Annotated in this window: 14 protein-coding genes and 1 tRNA gene; 8 read left to right on the top strand and 7 right to left on the bottom strand. The window is 69.7% G+C overall.

Annotated features, from left to right (window positions below; genetic code table 11):
* Positions 1-2: 2 nt before the first annotated feature.
* Together BGP17_RS12315 and BGP17_RS12320 are read right to left on the bottom strand one after the other, a co-directional pair.
* Positions 3-320 carry an antibiotic biosynthesis monooxygenase gene (locus BGP17_RS12315; protein WP_086127578.1) on the bottom strand — a complete coding sequence of 106 codons (318 nt, stop codon included), beginning with the start codon at positions 318-320 and terminating at the stop codon, positions 3-5.
* Between the two features lie 179 nt (positions 321-499).
* Positions 500-1,216, bottom strand: coding sequence for an NAD-dependent deacylase (locus BGP17_RS12320; protein WP_167300222.1), 717 nt, complete (start codon positions 1,214-1,216; stop codon positions 500-502).
* A gap of 117 nt (positions 1,217-1,333) precedes the next feature.
* Between BGP17_RS12320 and BGP17_RS12325 the strand changes: the two genes are divergently transcribed.
* The 5 genes from BGP17_RS12325 to BGP17_RS12345 all read left to right on the top strand — a co-directional run bounded on the left by BGP17_RS12325 (position 1,334) and on the right by BGP17_RS12345 (position 4,515).
* Entirely contained in the window at positions 1,334-1,684 is a 351-nt protein-coding gene (locus tag BGP17_RS12325) for a hypothetical protein (protein ID WP_286712201.1), read from the top strand.
* A 41-nt stretch (positions 1,685-1,725) separates the two neighbouring features.
* A complete protein-coding gene (gene dapB, locus BGP17_RS12330; protein WP_286712203.1) occupies positions 1,726-2,454 on the top strand; it encodes a 4-hydroxy-tetrahydrodipicolinate reductase in 729 nt (242 codons plus the stop codon).
* Complete coding sequence (gene nth, locus BGP17_RS12335; protein WP_286712205.1) at positions 2,451-3,116, top strand: endonuclease III; 666 nt, start codon at positions 2,451-2,453, stop codon at positions 3,114-3,116. The genes dapB and nth overlap by 4 nt, the downstream gene beginning before the upstream one ends.
* Positions 3,117-3,281: 165 nt before the next feature.
* Positions 3,282-4,352, top strand: a complete 1,071-nt coding sequence (locus tag BGP17_RS12340) for a sensor histidine kinase (protein WP_286712207.1) — start codon at positions 3,282-3,284, stop codon at positions 4,350-4,352.
* Between the two features lie 86 nt (positions 4,353-4,438).
* Positions 4,439-4,515 (top strand) — tRNA-Arg (locus BGP17_RS12345).
* A 213-nt stretch (positions 4,516-4,728) separates the two neighbouring features.
* On the opposite strand, the gene BGP17_RS12350 is transcribed toward BGP17_RS12345, so the two are convergent.
* From BGP17_RS12350 to BGP17_RS12370, 5 genes are all read right to left on the bottom strand, one after another.
* On the bottom strand, positions 4,729-5,511 hold the full coding sequence (locus BGP17_RS12350) for a 2OG-Fe dioxygenase family protein (RefSeq protein WP_286712209.1): 783 nt from the start codon (positions 5,509-5,511) through the stop codon (positions 4,729-4,731).
* Positions 5,512-5,545: 34 nt separating this feature from the next.
* Positions 5,546-7,267 (bottom strand): N-acetylglucosamine-specific PTS transporter subunit IIBC, encoded by a 1,722-nt coding sequence (gene nagE / locus BGP17_RS12355; protein ID WP_286712211.1) that lies wholly within the window; start codon positions 7,265-7,267, stop codon positions 5,546-5,548.
* Positions 7,264-9,738: a phosphoenolpyruvate--protein phosphotransferase gene (gene ptsP, locus BGP17_RS12360; RefSeq protein ID WP_286712213.1), complete on the bottom strand. Its 2,475-nt coding sequence runs from the start codon at positions 9,736-9,738 to the stop codon at positions 7,264-7,266. Before ptsP ends, nagE begins: the two co-directional genes overlap by 4 nt.
* Positions 9,735-12,002 (bottom strand): beta-N-acetylhexosaminidase, encoded by a 2,268-nt coding sequence (locus BGP17_RS12365; RefSeq protein ID WP_286712214.1) that lies wholly within the window; start codon positions 12,000-12,002, stop codon positions 9,735-9,737. The genes ptsP and BGP17_RS12365 overlap by 4 nt, the downstream gene beginning before the upstream one ends.
* 178 nt (positions 12,003-12,180) lie before the next feature.
* Entirely contained in the window at positions 12,181-14,880 is a 2,700-nt protein-coding gene (locus tag BGP17_RS12370) for a TonB-dependent receptor (protein ID WP_286712215.1), read from the bottom strand.
* Between the two features lie 230 nt (positions 14,881-15,110).
* On the opposite strand from BGP17_RS12370, the gene BGP17_RS12375 reads away from it, so the two are divergent.
* Genes BGP17_RS12375 through nagA form a run of 3 tightly spaced genes read left to right on the top strand, consistent with a single transcriptional unit; the run spans position 15,111 to position 18,014 of the window.
* Positions 15,111-15,854, top strand: coding sequence for a GntR family transcriptional regulator (locus BGP17_RS12375; RefSeq protein WP_086127602.1), 744 nt, complete (start codon positions 15,111-15,113; stop codon positions 15,852-15,854).
* A 4-nt stretch (positions 15,855-15,858) separates the two neighbouring features.
* A complete protein-coding gene (locus BGP17_RS12380) occupies positions 15,859-16,890 on the top strand; it encodes an SIS domain-containing protein (protein WP_286712216.1) in 1,032 nt (343 codons plus the stop codon).
* The gene (gene nagA / locus BGP17_RS12385; protein ID WP_380926320.1) at positions 16,887-18,014 is read left to right on the top strand and encodes an N-acetylglucosamine-6-phosphate deacetylase; all 1,128 of its coding nucleotides are present in this window, start codon (positions 16,887-16,889) and stop codon (positions 18,012-18,014) included. Before BGP17_RS12380 ends, nagA begins: the two co-directional genes overlap by 4 nt.
* The last annotated feature ends 10 nt before the right edge of the window (positions 18,015-18,024 follow it).

The following is an 18,024-nucleotide window of genomic DNA, read 5'->3' on the forward strand; positions in this document are numbered from 1 at the left end:
CGCTATCGCTCCAGCGTGAAGGCGACTCGATAGAGCCCGGGATGCGCCTCGCCGTAGCGCCGGTTGCCGTCGATCAGCCCCCTGGCCTTCAGATGCGCGAACACCCGGCGCGCGGCATCGCCATCGGCGCTCTGCGCGTAATTGACGACGCGCGTGCCATCGAGGCTCCGGTGCAGACTGGCGGAGAGCCAGCCCTCGACTTCGCGCGCCGCCCGGGCGGCATCGGCAAGATAGGCGATCAACGCCTCCTGCCCGCCCGCGGGCACGTCGAAGACGTTGATCTGCGTAACGATGTCGGGGTCGGCAGTGATGATCGGCATGGCCTCGCTCCTTTTCGGGCACGGCCATCGGGGATCGGTTCGGGCAGGATCGCACGCGCCAAGCCCCGGCGGCGCGCGCCGGTTGCTTGTCGCGGGTTCGCTCGGGGAGCGACACGGAGCCTCGCCAGCGAGGGAGCGGGCTTACCGATGCCGCCCAGGTCCTTTTCGACGGGCCGAGCCTAGCAGATCGCGGGGCCCCCGCCCAGCATCTGCTCCACCCATTCCGGCACCAGCGTCCCCGCCGGACCCAGCCGGCTCTCGCCGAACCATTGGCTTCCCGCGCTGGGATCGAGGTTCAATTCCAGCGTCCGCGCGCCGTGATAGCGCGCCGTCCGGACGAAACCAGCCGCCGGATAGACCGCGCCTGAGGTACCGATCGAAACGAACAGATCGGCATCGGCCAGCGCCCGCTCGATCGTTTCCATATGATAGGGCATCTCGCCGAAGAACACGATGTCGGGCCGCAGCGCCGGGGTGCCGCAATCGGGGCATTCGGTTTCGGGCGCCAGCGCCCCTTCCCATGCCACGCTGTCGCCGCACGCCGCGCACAGCGCCGATCTCAGCGCGCCATGCATGTGGAGCATCCGCCTGGCGCCGGCGCGCTCGTGCAGGTCGTCGACATTCTGGGTAACGATCAGCAGCCCGCCCCGCCATTCCGCGTCGAGCCGGGCGAGCGCCCGGTGCGCGGCGTTGGGCTCGACCTCGCCCAGCTTCGCCCGGCGCGCGTCATAGAAGCGGTGCACCAGCTCGGGATCGTGCGCGAGCGCCTGGGGCGTGCAGACATCCTCGACCCGGTGCCCCTCCCACAGCCCGCCTGGCCCGCGAAAGGTGGCGATGCCGCTCTCCGCCGAAAGGCCGGCACCGGTGAGGACGACGATGTTGCGGATGGTGCGCATGCGCATCGTCTAGCGCGATGTGGACGGCTTAGCGACCATGGCCCAGCATTCGCCCGACCGGATGTCGCGGCACGACTGGCCATTCCCCTGCCGCAAACCGGGCGTTCACTCCCGCCCATGCTTGCCGCTCTCCTCCTCATCGCCCTCGCCGTGCAGGATCGCGCGCCGATCTTCCCCAGCCCCGACGAGGCCGGCGACGCCGCGATGGTGCCGAAGCGCCCCTGCCGGCCCGGCAGCGACACGATCACCGTATGCGGCAATCGCGGCGGCAGCCGCCTGCCCACGCTCGACGAGGCGCGCTGGGCCGAGAAGCCGCTCCGGCCCGATTTCCGCCTGCCCGGCGGCGGCGGCGGCACGGTGGCGGCAGTGCAGCGCGAATTGCCCGGCGCCAGGGGCTTGGGGCTGATGGCCACTGCCACCATCCCGCTCGGCCGGAAGCCGAAGCAGCGGGAAGACGACGCGAAATAACGCTGTCGCGCTCGGCCCCGGCCTGTGCCAGAGGAGCATGCATGACCAGCATCGGCATCTATGGCAGCCTCGGCCGGATGGGGCAGGCGATCGCGGCGGCGGCGCCCGGGATGAGCGCACGGGTCGCGGGCGGGGCGGACGTGAAGGACGACCCCTTGGCGATTGCCGCGGCGGCCGACGTGCTGATCGACTTCTCCGCGCCCCAGGCGCTCGAGGCGCATCTGGCGGCGGCGCGGGCGGCAAGGAAGCCGATAGTGGTCGGCACCACCGGCCTCTCGCCCCAGCATCATGCGCTGATCGATGCCGCCGCGCGCGAGATCGCGGTGCTGCAGACCGGCAATACCTCGCTCGGCATCGGCCTGCTCCAGCGGCTGGTGCGCGAGGCGGCGGCGCGGCTCGGCCCCGATTGGGACATCGAGATCGTCGAGATGCACCACCGCAACAAGGCGGACGCGCCGTCGGGCACCGCGCTGATGCTCGGCAACGCCGCGGCAGCGGGCATGGGCACCACCCTTGCGGAAGCGGAAGTGACCGACCGCGCCGGCACGGTCGGCCCGCGTTCCTCGGGCACGATCGGGCTGGCGAGCCTGCGCGGCGGCTCGGTGGTCGGCGATCACAGCGTGGTGTTCGCCACCAATGGCGAGCGGATCGAACTGATCCACCGCGCCGACGACCGCGCCATCTTCGCGCGCGGCGCGGTGAAGGCGGCACTGTGGCTCGCGGGCAAGCCGGCCGGACGCTACACGATGGACCAGGTGCTGGGCGAGTGAGGAAGGACGACGTCTTCGAGTTCTTTTCCAGGCTCGCGGCGGACAATCCCCATCCCGAGACCGAGCTGGAATATGTCAACGACTATACGCTGCTGGTGGCCGTGGTGCTCTCCGCCCAGGCCACCGATGCCGGCGTGAACAAGGCGACGCGCGCGCTATTCCGCGCAGTCGACACGCCCGAGAAGATGGTCGCGCTGGGCGAGGAGGGCCTGAAGCGGCACATCAAGACGATCGGGCTGTTCAACACCAAGGCCAGGAACGTGATCGCGCTCTCCGAAGCGCTGATCCGCGACCATGGCGGCCAGGTTCCCGCGAATCGCGACGCGCTCGAGCAGCTGCCGGGCGTCGGGCGCAAGACCGCCAATGTGGTGATGAACACGGCATTCGGCGCGGAGACCTTTGCCGTGGACACGCATATCTTCCGCGTCGGCAACCGCACGAAGCTGGCGCCGGGCAAGACGCCGCTGGCGGTGGAGAAGAAGCTGGAACGCGTGGTGCCGCAGCCCTTTCGCCTGCACGCGCATCACTGGCTGATCCTGCACGGCCGCTACACCTGCAAGGCACGCACGCCGGAATGCTGGCGCTGCGCGGTCGCGGATCTTTGTCCCTACACGCCCAAGCCATCCGCGCCGAAACGCGCGAAGCCGGCCCCGGCACATTGATTCCACGGGCGGCGGCAAGGCTTTACCGGGCCTGCCGAAAGCCGTAGCTGAAGGGGATGGAGCGCTGTCCGGCGACGGAAGGATGCCATCGGTCCGGACAGGACCGGAGGCGCCGCCTTCCCGGCATTCGCTCTCCTTTCGCTGGATCCGGCTTTGGGGGAACGCGTGGATCGTAGGCAAGTCTTCCTGATAACGCTGGGCCTGTGGCTCGGGACGATGGCGGCGTTCGCCTCGATCGGAGCGGCCTCGGCAAGCGGCATGCTTCATCCCTGGTATCTGTGCTACGTGGCCGGGGTGCCGGTCAGCGGCATCCTGCTTTCGCTGGTCCTGCAGGCGGGGATAAGGCGGCTGGAGACACGGTCGCTGACCGCCCGCTGGATCCGGCTGATCCCGCTGCTCCTCGTCATCGTCGTCATCCAGGCGGCCATCGACCAGTGGTTCTATGAGCTGATGCGGGAGGTATTCGGCCGCAAGCCGACCGGGGAATATCTGCGGGCCGTGGCGCTCAACGTCGCCGTGTATATCTGGGTGTTCGTCATCCAGGCGCTGATCTTCGAGCTGATCGCCGCGATGGACCGGGCGGCACGCAACGCCCGCAATGCCGAGGATGCCCGGGAGGCCGCGCGCGCGGCGCAGATCGAGGCGCTGCGCAACGAACTCAACCCGCACATGCTGTTCAACACCTTCAACGGCCTGTCCTCGCTGGTGCTGTCCGGGCGCAACGCGGAGGCGGAGATGCTGCTGGAGCGCCTCTCCACCTATATGCGCGCTTGCCTCGACGGCGCGGATGCCGCCCTTGTCACGCTCGCCGAGGAAATCGAACTCGTCGAAGCCTATCTGGCCATCGAATCGGTGCGTTTCGCCAGCACGCCGGACGTGCGCATCGATTGCCCGGACGATCTGGCGGAAGCGGCGGTGCCGCGGCTCATCCTCCAGCCATTGGTCGAGAATGCGCTGAAATATGCGGTGCACCCGTCCCGCGGCGCGGCTTCGGTGACCGTGCGGGCGGCGCGCGATTCCGGCCGACTGCGGCTGACGGTGGAGGACACGGGCACCGGCGCCGGCGCGGTCCCTCCCGGCACGGGGCGCGGGCTCTCCATCGTGAGCCGGCGCCTGGAGACGCTGTTCGGCGCCGACGCGTCGGTGAATGCGGGCCGGGACGAGTCCGGCTTCCGCGTCGACATGCTGCTGCCGCTGAACGCCGTGGCGCTCGAATCCACCGCCCGCCCGCACTAGAATCCGGGCAATATGCAGTCATGCTTTCGGGATTGAGGCCCGCGCCATCCTGCTGTAGAGGCCTGTTCCCGGCGTTTCGCCATCATGCACCCGTAGCTCAGCTGGATAGAGCGCTGCCCTCCGAAGGCAGAGGCCACAGGTTCGAATCCTGTCGGGTGCGCCATTCTTGTTTTTGGGGCCTCGCATAGGCTCGGGCGGCCGTTCGGCCCTGCGAACCCTGGCGGGTTCGATGCCGCCCCCTTCGGGCGCGCCATTCCTGTTTTTGGGACCTCGCACAAGCTCGGGCGGCCGTTCGGCCTTGCGAACCCTGGCGGGTTCGATGTTGCCCGCCATGCCCAATCCGGCGAGCAGGCCGGACCGGCCCGTACGGATCTCCCTATCCGGATGCCTGTCCGGATCGACGCCAGGTCATCACCAGCACATCGCGATAGCCGGCCCTGGACGGGTCGAGCGCATGAATCGCGGTAACGCCGTGCCGGATGCGCCGGTCATCCAGCAGAACGGCCTCGCCGGGCTCGGACAGGATGAAGCTGTCGCGGCGGCCGGTCTCGTCGAGGATCTCGGTCATCCCCGCTTCGACATTGGCGCGGGCGACCAGCATGACCAGCACCCAGTCGACGCCGTCGCGATGCATGCCTTCCGGTGTCGGCAATCCGACCTGGCTTCCCAGTGCCTCGATCCGGAACTGATGAAGCTCGCCATCCCATCGCAGATCGGCGCCGCCGCCCTCAAGCGCGGAGAAGAGCGGCGTGCAGAGCGCGAACAGGTTCCGCAGGATCGGGTGGCTGACAAGGCCCTGGGTCGCGGGGGCAAACCATCGCGCCACATCTCCGTTCAGCGGGTTGTAGGCGCTGCTCTGGAAATGCGGCTGGTCGGGCTTGCGCAGCGCGGCCGTGTCGTGCAGCGCGAACGCGGCATGCCTGCGGCGGCGATAGCGCCCGCCATCGGCCATGAACCCGTCGGGTTCCAGATCGTCCCAGAGGCGGGCAAAGCTCCCGAACGCGCCGGCATCGGCGGCCCCTGCCATCTCCCGAAAGCCGGCGGCATCGACATGTACATAACCCGCCCCGGCCAGGGCCGAGCGCAGTTCCGCAATCCGCTGGGTGAGATCGACGATGTCACGGCCCTCGATGTTCGAACCGCATCTCCTTCGCGCCAAAGGCCGCCCGGGGCAAGTGCGTCCGGTCCCGGCGTCACGCCAGCAGCTCGCGCCTGAGCTGCGCGCCCAGCGCCTCGGCGCCGGGGCCTATGATCAGGTGAAGACGATTGCCCGAGCCCAGCGCCGCGCGCACGCCCGCGCCCGTCAGCCCGCGCATATCGACCGCGGCCGGATCCGCGACGTCGATCAGCACGCGAGTGGCATTGGCGGCGACGGCACGGACCTTGGTGCCCGCGAGCGCGGCACGGATGCCGCCGGTATCGGCATGCGCCGCCGCAACCGCCGGCGCGGCGGGCACGGGAGCCGTCGCCACGGCACCGCCGCCGATCGCGGCGCGCACCTCGGCGGCAACCTGGTCGGCGATCGGCCCGAGCACCACCTGCAGCCCGCCGTCGCGCAGCTTGACCACGCCGCGCGCGCCCAGCGCCTTCAGGCGCGGCTCGTCGGCAATGCCGTTGTCGGCAAGGACGAGGCGGAGCCGCGTGGTGCAGGCATCGACCGAACGGATATTGGCCGCCCCGCCCAGCGCCGCGGCGATCGCGGCACCGCGATCGGCGACGGCCGCATCCGGATCGCCCGCCGCCGTCTCGATCGGCTCGCGACCGGGAGTCTTGAGATCGAACTTCCGGATGCACCAGCTGAAGGCGAAATAATAGATCGCGGCATAGGCGATCCCCACCGGGATCAGCAGCAGCGGCCGGGTGGAAAGGCCATAGTTCAGCACATAGTCGAACAGGCCGGCCGAGAAGCCGAAGCCCAGCTTCACCCCAAGCAGGTCCATCACCACCATCGCGATGCCGGTGAGCACCGCATGGATCAGGTAGAGCACCGGCGCCAGGAAGATGAAGCTGAACTCGATCGGCTCGGTCACGCCGGTGAGCAGCGACGTGAGCGCGAGGCTGAGCAGCAGGCCGCCGACCGCCTTGCGCCGCTCGGGCAGCGCATTGCGGTACATGGCGAGGCAGGCGGCCGGCAGGCCGAACATCATCACCGGGAAGAAGCCGGCCATGAACGATCCCGCCGTCGGGTCCCCCGCGAAGAAGCGCTTGATGTCGCCGGTCGCGCCGTGGAAGTCGCCCAGCAGGAACCAGGCGATGTTGTTGATGATGTGGTGCAGCCCGGTGATCAGCAACAGCCGGTTGAGCAGCCCGTAGAGGAACAGCCCGAGCGAACCGGCGCCGAGCACCCAGTGGCTGAGCGCGTCGATCCCCGCCTCGAACCAGGGGAAGCCGAGCCCGAAGGCGGCGGCGAAGACCAGCCCGGCCAGGCCCGACACGATCGGCACGAAGCGGCGGCCGCCGAAGAAGGACAGATAGTCGGGCAGCCGGATGGCGTGGAAGCGATTGTAGAGCAGCCCGGCGACGATGCCCGAGCAGATGCCGACGGGAACGCTGAGCTTGGAAATCTCCTTGGCGCGCCACGCCGCCTGCTCCAGCGCGCCGGCGCCGGCAAGATCGGGCGGCAAATGGAGCAGCACCTTGGCTCCCTCGGTCGCGACCAGATAGGTGACCACGCCGGCCAGCGAGGCCGCGCCGTGATTCTCCCGGGCAAGACCGACCGCCACGCCCGCCGCAAAGAGCAGGCCGAGATTCGAGAAGATCGCATCGCCCGCCGCCGCGATGAAGGGGACGTTCAGCATGTCCGGCTGGCCGAGCCGCAGCAGCAGCGCCGCGATCGGCAGCACCGCGATGGGCAGCATCAGTGCCCGGCCGAGCGGCTGGGCCTTGGCGAGCAGGGTCGAAGGGCTGAAGCTCATGCGGACGCTTCCATGGCTAGGGCGCGGACCGCGTCCGCGGATTGGGCATCGCAGGCGCGCGCGGCCAGCGCGGCACAGGCAGCCATGTCGAACCGGGCGACCGCGGCCTTGACCGCAGGCACCTGGGCGGGCGTCGCCGAAAGCTCGGTGATGCCGAGCCCGATCAGGATCGGCGCGGCGAGCGGATCGGAAGCGAGACCGCCGCACATGCCGGCCCAGCGGCCCGCCTCCGCGGCGCCCCTGCCCACTTCGCGAACCAGGCGCAGTACCGCCGGGTGCATCGCGTCGATCCGCTGCGAGACCGCCGCGTTGCCGCGATCGGCGGCGAGCGTATATTGGGTGAGGTCGTTGGTGCCGATCGAGAGGAAGTCGGCCTCCCGGGCAATCTGCCCCGCGAGCAGGGCCGCGGCGGGCGTCTCGATCATCACGCCGAGCGGCACCGCTTCCGCCATGCCAAGCTCGGCGCGCACTTCGTCGAGCAGCGCGCGGACCGGACGATAGTCTCCCAGGTCCGCGACCATCGGCAGCATGATCCGGCATTGGGCGGCCGGCACCGCGCGCAGGATCGCGCGCAGCTGGCCGCGCATCAGGTCCGGCCGGGCGAGCGTCAGCCGCACGCCACGCAGGCCCAGCGCCGGATTCTCCTCGCCGTCCATCGGCAGATAGGGCACCGGCTTGTCGCCGCCGATATCGAGCGTGCGGACGATCAGCGGGCGCTCGCCGAGCGTGGCGGCGATGGCGGAATAGGTCTCGCGCTGTTCTTCCTCGCTCGGCGCGGTCTCGCGCTCGAGGAACAGGAATTCGGTGCGCAGCAGGCCGCAGCCCTCCGCGCCGGCGCTGACCGCGGCGGCGGCATCGGCGACCGAGCCGAGATTGGCGAAGACTTCGATGCGCGTGCCGTCGGCGGTATGCGCGGGCGCATGCGCGGCGGCGAGTTCGCGGGCACGGCGCTCGCGCAGGGCCGCGAGCCGCACGCTCGCCGCCGCCAGGGCATCGGCATCGGGACCGACGGCGAGCGTCCCGGCATCGGCATCGAGGATCACCGGCGTGCCATCGGCGATCGCCAGCACGCCCTCGCCCGCCGCGACCAGCATCGGCACGCCCGCCGATGCCGCCAGGATCGCGACATGCGAAGTCGGCCCGCCATGCGCGGTGCAGATGCCGGCAAGGCGCGTCGCGTCGAGGCCCAGGAACTGCGACGGCAACAGGTCCTCGCCGAACAGGATCGCGCCCTTGGGCAGCGCGGGCGCGGCCGGCGCGGCGGCGCCGAGCAGGCGGGCGATCACCTGGCGCTCCAGATCGGTGAGGTCGGCGATACGCTCGATCAGCAGCGGATCCCCCGTGGCGCGGAGTGCCGCGGCGGCTTCGGCCGTAGCGGCACGCCAGGCAAAGGCGGCGCTGCGTCCCTCCGCGACATGGCGGGCGGCGATGGCGGCCAGTTCGGGATCGGCGAGCAGCGCGCGGTGCGCCTCGGCAATCTCGGCGGCGGGGCCATGCGCGCCGTCCAGGCCGGCGGCGATGGCGGCGAGCGCGCCGGACAGGGCAAGCCGCTCGGCGCCGGCACCCTTGCCATCGGCCGGCACCGCCAGATCGACGCCGCGCAGCTGGAAGGCCTGGCCGATGGCGAGGCCGGGCGCGGCGCGGACCGGACCGGTGGCGGTCGCGGACAGCCTGGGCGCGGATGCGTGCGCGGTCTCGTGGAAGTTGGCGAGGACCAGCTCGGCCACGGCGTCGACCGCGGCCTGGGCATCGCTCCCCCGCGCGACGATCCGCACATCGTCGTCCTTGCCTGCGCCCAGCCCGAGCATCGCGACGGTGCTGCGGGCATTGGCGCTGCGACCGGCGACATGCAGCGCGACATCGGCGACGAAGGGCTTCAGCGCCGCGACGATGCGCGCGGCCGGCCGGGCATGGATGCCATTGGCGGCGGCGATCCGCACGCTGCGCTCGGCGGCGGCGCCGGACAGGGGGATGGCGCCCTGCGTCGCGCGCGCGATCGCACCTTCATCCCGGCTGCGCGCGATGTGCCCGATCCGCGCGCCGGCTTCCACCATGCGGCCGAGCGGCTCCAGCGCGAGCGCATAGCCCTGATTCGCCACCACCACCGGCGTGATCAGCGCGCGGGCGGCGATGGCGATCTCATCCAGGTCGAACGCGATCAGCGCGTCGCCGGCCGCCACCCGCGCGCCGGGAGCGACCCTGGCCGCGAAGCCCTTGCCGTTCAGCGCAACCGTCTCGAGCCCGATATGGAGCAGCAGCTCGGCGCCATTGTCGAGCCGCAGCGTCACCGCATGCGCGCTCGCCGGGAGCGAGATCACTTCCCCCGCGGCGGGCGCGCGCAGCACGCCCTCGACCGGATCGACCGCGAAGCCGTCGCCCATCATCCGTTCGGCGAAGACCGCGTCGGGCACTTCGTCGAGCGGGGCGAGCCAGCCGGAAAAGGGGGAAACCAGCGGGATCGCGTCGCTCACTGCACCAGCTCCACCGACTCCAGCGCCCACATCGGATCGAGGCCCCTGGCGGTGGTGCGAATGCACAGCGTCTCGTTCCCGGCGCGCACCGGGAACGGCGCGACCAGCCGGGTGAGTCCGGGATTGCCGGCCGCGGCGGCGAGCGGCACCGTCGCGAGCAGCGGGCCCTCGCACGTGCCGGCACGGACCTCGAACTCGCCTTCGGGCGTCGCCGAGGGCGGGATCTTCACATGCGCGAGATCGGCGCCGAGCTGGAAGTTGAACGGGATCTGCCCGACGGTGAGCGCGATCGCCTTCGCCCCGCCCACCGGCGCGGCTTCCCATTGCCAGCAGGGCGCGAAGATGTCGGTGAGGAACACCGCGCGCTTGCCGGCGGCGGGATAGTCGTCCTCGAGCGCCAGCACGACCTTGCGCGAGCAGGTCTTCAGGTCCTCGTCGTTGCGGAACCGTACGCTACGCGCGTCGAGGCGCTGGTCGATGGCGCCGCCGACGGTGGCGGTGCCGCGGAAGCTTGCGGCGCGCAGCCGCGTCGGCAGCGACAGCGCGAGCGGGCCGGCATAGAGCGGCGCGCGCGCGGTGACCGGCGTGCCGTCGATCGTGTAGCGGATCGGCAGGCCCGACTGGTTCGCCAGCGTCACCGACACGCGCTTCTCCCCCGCCTTGTAGTCGAGCGTCGGGCGCACGGCGAAGGCGCTGGTGGCGGGGGTCATGCCGAGCGGCTTCATCCGGTCCATCTGCGGCACCAGCCGGTCGACGAAATCGGCATAGTCGCGCCCCTGCGCCTTCGACCAGCCGATCTCCGCCACCGCGCTGGCGCGCGGGAAGAATTGCCAGGTGGCGCGCGCCTCGGTGCGGGCATGCTCGGTCCACAGATTCGCCTGCAGGCCGAGGATATGGTGCTGCTGCTCGGCCGGAATCTCGCTGGGCGCCGGATCGAAGGCATAGACGGTCCTGAGGTCCATCACGTCGCCGCGGCCCGGCGGCTCGTCGGGGCCCTGGCCCTGGCGATGGTTGACGTAGAGCGTCGGCGACGGGCTCAGCACCGCGTCATGCCCGGCCTTGGCCGCGGTGATCGCGCCTTCGATGCCCCGCCACGACGTGATCGTCGCATCCGCGGGCACATCGCCCTCGAGGATCTCGTCCCAGCCGATCAGCTTGCGGTGATGCGCCTGGAGGAAACCGGCGATGCGGTGGACGAACCAGGCCTGGAGCGCGGTCTCGTCCTTGATGCCCAGCGCCTTGATCTTCGCCTGGATGGCGGGCGAGCCCTTCCACTGGTCCTTCACCGCCTCGTCGCCGCCGACATGGATATATTGCGACGGAAACAGCTCCATCACCTCGGTCAGCACGTCCTCGAGAAAGGCGAAGGTCTTGTCGTCGACATTGTAGAGCCAGGGGAAGACGCCCCAGTCGCTCTCGGTGCCCGGCGGGATCGGCACGCCCATGCCGAGCTCGGGATAGGCGCGGATCGCGGCGAGCGCGTGGCCGGGCATCTCGATCTCGGGCACGATGGTGATGCCCCGCTTCGCGGCATGGGCGACGATCGCGCGGATCTCGGCCTGGGTGTAGAAGCCGCCGGTCCTGGGCAGCCGCGGCGCGCCCGGCGCGACGGCCGGATAGCGCCAGCCCGAGATGCCGGTGAGCTTCGGATATTTGCGGATCTCGACGCGCCAGCCCTGGTCGTCGACCAGGTGCCAGTGCAGCGTGTTGAGCTTGTTGACCGCCATCCAGTCGATCAGCTGGCGGACATAGGCGGGCGACTGGAAGTGGCGGGCGCTGTCGAGCATCAGCCCGCGCCAGGCGAAGCGGGGGGCATCATGGATGCCGAGGCCGGCGACGGTGACCGGGCCCTTGCCGCCGTCCTGGGTCAGCACCTGCCACAGCGTCACGGCACCGTAGAGCAGGCCGGCATCGTCGCCGGCGGTGATGGTGGCGCCGTCCCCACCGATCTCGAGCCGGTAGCTCTCCGCCTTGCCGGTGGCGGCGCGCACGAAGCGGATCGCCGGGCGCGGCGATGCGGCGGCGGTCCGCAGCGCCAGGCCGCGCGAGAGGCGGAGCAGCTCGGCCAGGCGATCGGCGGCGGCGCGCGCGCCGGCATCGCCTGCCGGCACGACCAGCGCGGTCGACGCGGTCAACGCGAAACGGCCGGCGGCGGGCGCCATCTCGGCGGGAACGGGAAGCAGGCGCGGCAGCTGCTGGGCGGCGGCGGGCATGGCGGCGCAGAGCGCAGCGGCGAGGGCAAGGGCGAGGCGGCAGGAAATCACGCGGACGGCTCCCGGCTTGGATCGAGCGAGCTTAGGCGGTTTCGCCCCGCGCTCAATCGCGGCGTGCCCGATGGGCAGGCGCCGCGGATAGGAAAAGGGGGGCGGATGAGAAAAAGGGGCGGCGGTGGTGCGATCGCTCGTCCATCCGCCGCCCCAGTGCACTACACCAGGCTGGAGATCAGAAGTTCACATTGACGGTCGCGAGCAGCTTGCGGCCGGTCTTGTACACGCCGCGCGGCAGGCTCGGCGTGTTGGCATAGGCATAATATTGGCTGTCGGTCAGGTTCATGCCCGACAGGGTGAGCCCGACTTCCTTGGTGAAGTTGTACGTCGCCGACACATCGACATTGGCGGTGCCGCGCACGTACATCTGATCGCCGCGATCGATGCCCGTGAAGTATTTCGAGCGCCAGGTATAGGTCGCGCGCAGCGCCACCGGGCCACTCTCGAAGAACGGGCTCAGGCTGGCCTGGTGCCGCGAGTTGTAGGGCAGGTCGGCGCCCGTGCTCGCCTTGCCGTCCGAATAGGTATAGTTGGCCAGCACGCCGAAGCCGAGCGGGAAGCTCTGCTGATAGGCCACGGCGAAGCCCTTCACCTCGGCCGAGCCCGCATTGAACGGGCGGCTGATCTGATAGGTCGTCACCCGCCCCTGCGCGGTGTTGTAATGCTGCTCGGGCGCAGTCTGCTGCAGGATGTAGTTGCTGATGTCCTTGTAGAAGATCTCACCCGACAGGATCGAACGGGGCGCCAGATACCATTCGAGCGACGCGTTGAAGTTGTTCGACTTGTAGGGCTTCAGGTCCGGATTGCCGCCGCCGCCGCTCAGGATCTGGTCCGACAGCCAGAAATAGTTGGTCAGATCGGCATAGTTCGGACGGGCGATCACCTGCGCCGCGGCGAAGCGGAACACCAGGTCCTTGCGCACGTCGGCGATGATGTTCACGCTGGGCAGGACATTGTCGTAGCTGGTCTTGGTCGTCTGCCACACCCAGTCGGCCTGGGCGTTGCACATCGCGCCCGGCTTGCAGACGAAGCCTGCGCTGTCGGTCGCGGTGTGGACGTAGCGCACGCCGAAATTGCCGCGGAAGCCGCCGGCGTCGAAATTCGCCTGGGCATAGGCGGCGTGGATCTGCTCCTTGATGTCCCAATTGCCGGCAGTGAATTCCGAGGCGGAGAACATCGAGGGCGTCGGCAGGCCCGGCCGGCCCTGGACATAGTTCACCATCGAATCGCCGTTGATGATGAAGCGGCCGCGCATCTGGTCGTTGATGCCGTCGAAGCCCGACAGGTAATTGTCCCTGACGATGCTGGTGTCGAAGTTCGACGCCGGCACCGCGAAGCCGTTGGTGCCGGCCAGGCTGACGCCGGCATAGGCCTGCGCGGTCTCGTGGCTGCGATATTTGTAGCCGACCTGGATGCGCTTCAGCACCCCGTCGAACTTCAGGCCGAAATCGACCTGGCCGTAGCGTTCCTTGTCGGTGGTCGGCTTGGTGACGAGATTGCCGCTCCAGCCGGCATCGGTGACGAAGGCCGCCGGATTGCCGAGCACGTTGCTGGTATAGGAGATCGTGCCCGGCTTGTCGGGCGCGCCGCTGATGTCGACCGTGTAGTTGGCCTTGTTCAGGAACTCCAGGAACACCTGCTTCTTGGTGCCGCCGTCGGCATCCGAGACGCCGCCCTGGACATTCAGGTCCCAATGCACGTCTTCCCAGCCGATCTGGCCGTGGAAGGTCTGCGAATGCATCTCCGCCACGCGATACTGCGCATCGAGCACCGAGAGCCCGTTGTTGAAGGTCGCCGAGCGGACGATGCCGTTGTCCACCGTCAGGCCGGTCAGCGAGCCGGCGCTGTTCCAGACATTGCCCGGAAAGGCGAACATCGACTGATTGAGATTGTCATAGGTCGCGTCGATGCGCAGCCAGTCGGCCGTGATCGTGAGCTGATCGACCGGCTTCCACTGCGCGGTCGCCGAATAGGTCAGCCGCTCGCGGCCCTGCTCGAAATAGGACGTGCCGAACGCATTCGGGAACTTGGCGTTCGGGTTCGCCGTCAGCGTGCTGGCGCAGGTGCCGGTGCAATTGCCGGTATAGGTCCGCCCCACGACCGGGACCGCAGGCGCGGCCAGCGAGCTGGTATTGGCATCGTTGTTCCCCGCCCAGAAGTTCGCGCTGATCGTGCCATAGCTCTCCAGGCCGTCGCGGCGCAGCCGGTCCTTGGTGCGCTGGAACGAGGCGAGGATGCCGAGGGTCTTGTCCTCATTGTGCCAGCTGACCAGCGCCGAGCCCTGGACGTCGCCCTTCTTCGAACGGTCATTGTAGAGATAGCTGAGCGAGCCGGCGACGACGAAGGGCTTCAGCTCGAGCGGCTTGCGAGTGAGTACGTTGACCGTGCCGCCGATCGAGCCCTCGTCGATCCGCGGCTCGGGCGACTTGTAGACGTCGACGCGGTTGACGAGCTGCGGGGCGAGCAGCGCATAGTTGAAGGTGCGGCCCGGATTGTCGAGGATGAACCAGTCGGCCGAGGCGACCGTCTGGCCGTTCAGCAGCGTGCGGTTCAGCGCCGGATCGGTGCCGAGGATCGAGACCTTCTCGCCCTGGCCGAACGCGCGGTCGACGGTGACGCCCGGAACCAGCGTCAGCGCTTCGGCGACGTTGGTGTTCGGGAACTTGCCGACATCTTCCGACGAGACCGAGTCGATGATCGCATCGGCCTTGCGCTTGGCTTCGATCGACTGGGCGAGCGAAGCGCGGAAGCCGGTGACGACGATCTCGTGATCGTCGGCAGGCTGGGCGGCGGTGTCGCTGGTCTGTGCATGCGCGGCACCGGTGAGCAGCGCCATCGCGCTGGCCGTGCCGATAAGAAATCCCCGGATCCCCATCTCTCATCCCCTTGGTCAGAATGATTCTGAACTTGCTTATGATTCGTTGTGGTACGGCTCTGGCAGACCAGTCGCATACCAATATCCGTACCATTCCTCACTGTTGAGGGGCCGTCAAGACAGATTTTTACAGTGCGGTTACAGACCAGCGCAATTTTTTTGCTGACATGTGGTACGTTATTGGTACTAGTGTTGCATCCGGCACACAGCCGACCGATGATGGGGAACCGATGCCGCTGCTGGCGCAAAAGATCAGGCCGCTCGACGGAGCAGGCAGGGGGCCGCTCTACCGGCAGCTCGAGACCGCGTTGCGCGAGGCGCTGCGCGACAATCTGCTGAAACCCAACGAAGCGCTTCCCGCCGAGCGCGACCTGGCTGCCGATCTCTCGGTCTCGCGGATCACGCTGCGCAAGGCGATCGACAAGCTGGTCGACGAGGGGCTGCTGGTCCGCCGGCACGGCGCCGGCACCTTCGTCGCCGGCCGTGTCGAGAAGCAGTTCGCCAAGCTCTCGTCCTTCTCGGAGGACATGGCCTCGCGCGGGCGGAGCGTGCGCAGCGAATGGCTGATCCGCGAATCGGGCGTGGTCACGGGCGAGGAATCGCTCACCTTCGGGCTCAGCCCCGGCACCGCGGTCTATCGCTTCCACCGTATCCGCTATGCCGACGACGTGCCGATGGCACTCGAATTCGCGATCATCCCGGGCTTCGGCCTGTCGGGGCTCGATGCAGTCGATTCGTCGCTCTATGCCGCGCTCGAGGCGACCGGCAACCGCCCGGTGCGCGCGCTCCAGCGGCTGCGCGCGGCCCTGTGCGACGCCGAGCGCGCCGCCCTGCTCGGCGTGGAGGTGGGCGCGCCGGTCCTCTATATCGAGCGCCGCGGCTTCCTGGCCGATGGCCGGGTGATCGAGGCGACGACCAGCTGGTATCGCGGCGACGCCTATGACTTCGTCGCCGAACTCGACATGCGGGGCTGAGCGGATGACCAACCCCGAATCGACCCGCATGTTCGCCGAGGCGGCCGAAGCCGGCGCGGCAGTGCGCCGGCAGCTCGAGCGGAACGCGGAAGCGGTCCGCAAGCTGGGCGCCCGCTTGCGCGCCACCCGCCCGCGCGGCGTGCTCACCTGCGCGCGCGGCAGCTCGGATCATGCCGCCACCTTCGGCCGCTATCTGATCGAGACGCGGCTGGGCTTGCTGACCACTTCAGTCTCGCCGTCGATCGCCTCGGTCTATGGCGTCGAGACCGACTATTCCGACATGCTGGCGCTCGGCATCTCGCAATCGGGCAAGAGCCCCGACATCCTGGCCGCGATGCGCGCCGCGAAGGAAAGCGGCGCCCGCACCGTGGCGATGGTCAATGTCGAGGATTCGCCCCTCGCGGCCGAATCGGACACGCTGGTGCCGCTCCGCGCCGGACCCGAGATCAGCGTCGCGGCGACCAAGTCGTACATCGCCGCGCTCGCCGCTCAGCTCCACCTGGTGTGCGAATGGGCAGGCGACGAGTCGCTCGCGGCCGGCCTCGCCGCACTGCCCGACCGGCTCGAGGCCGCCTGGGCCGCCGACTGGTCGCCGCTGGTCGAGCGGCTGCACGGCGCGCGCGGCCTCTATGTGATCGGCCGCGGCCTGGGCTTCGGCGTGGCGCAGGAAGCCGCGCTCAAGTTCAAGGAGACTTGCGGCCTCCATGCCGAGGCGTTCAGCGCCGCCGAGGTTCGGCACGGGCCGATGGCCCTGGTCGGCCCCGGCTTCCCGCTGCTCGTCTTCCGCCAGGACGATGCCACTGCCGACGGCGTCGACGACCTGGTCGCCGATGTGCTCGCGCGGGGCGGCGAAGTGCTGGTGAGCGGCGGCAAGGTGCCGGGCGCGATCCATCTGCCGCACCCGGCGGCGGGCCCGGCGATCGAGCCGATCCTGCAGATCCAGGCTTTCTACCGCGCCGCCAACGCGCTCTCGATCGCGCGCGGCTTCGATCCCGATCGGCCGCCGTCGCTCGCCAAGGTGACCGAGACCATCTGATGCAGGCGCTGATCCCGACATGCGCGCTGGTCGACGGCGCGCTCCGCGAAGATGTCGCCGTCCTGGTCGACGGCGCGCGCATCACCGGCGTGGTGCCGGCCGGCGCGATTCCCGCCGGCGCCGAGCCGCGGCGGCTGGACGGCACGCTCGTCCCCGGATTCATCGATACCCAGGTCAATGGCGGCGGCGGCGTGCTGTTCAACGACGCGCCGACCGTGGAGGGCATCGCCGCGATCGGCGCCGCGCATCGCCGCTTCGGCACCACCGGCTTCCTCCCCACGCTGATCAGCGACGATCTCGACGTCATCCGCCGCGCGGTGGCGGCCGTGGACGCGGCGATCGCGGCGGGCATACCGGGCGTGCTCGGCATCCATGTCGAGGGCCCGTTCCTCAACGTCGATCGCAAGGGCATCCATTCGGCCGAGAAGATCCGCCCGCTCGACGCGGAGGGGATCGCAGCGCTGACCGGCCTGACGCGCGGCCGCACGCTGGTGACGCTCGCGCCCGAACGCGTGGCGGCTTCGGACATCGAGCAGCTCGTCGCCGCCGGCGTGGTGGTCGCAGCGGGGCATACCAATGCGCGCTACGACCAGGCCAAGGCGGCGGTGGCCGCGGGCATGCGCGGCGTCACCCATTTGTTCAATGCCATGTCGCCGCTCGGCTCGCGCGAGCCGGGCATGGTCGGCGCCGCGCTCGATTCGGACGCGCTGGTCTGCGGGCTGATCGTCGACGGCCATCATGTGAACCCGGCCACGCTCCGCCTGGCGCTGCGCTGCAAGCCGGCCAGCGGCTTCATGCTGGTGACCGATGCGATGCCCTCGGTCGGATCGGAGGCGAGCGAGTTCGTGCTGCAGGGCCGCCACATCACCGTGAAGGACGGCGCCTGCCGCAGCGACGACGGCACGCTGGCCGGATCGCATCTCGACATGGCGGCGGCGGTGCGCAACGCGGTCTCGATGCTGGGCGTCGATCTCGCCACTGCGGTGACGATGGCAAGCGCCAGCCCGGCCGCGCTGATGGGCCTGGGCGATAGGCATGGCCGGATCGCGACCGGCCATGCCGCCGACCTCGTGCTGCTCGACGCGGCGGGGTGGGTCCGCGAGACCTGGATCGGCGGGGCTTAGGGCAAGCCGG

This window comes from Sphingomonas sp. 67-41 (assembly GCF_001899725.1).
GTDB lineage: Bacteria > Pseudomonadota > Alphaproteobacteria > Sphingomonadales > Sphingomonadaceae > Sphingomonas > Sphingomonas leidyi.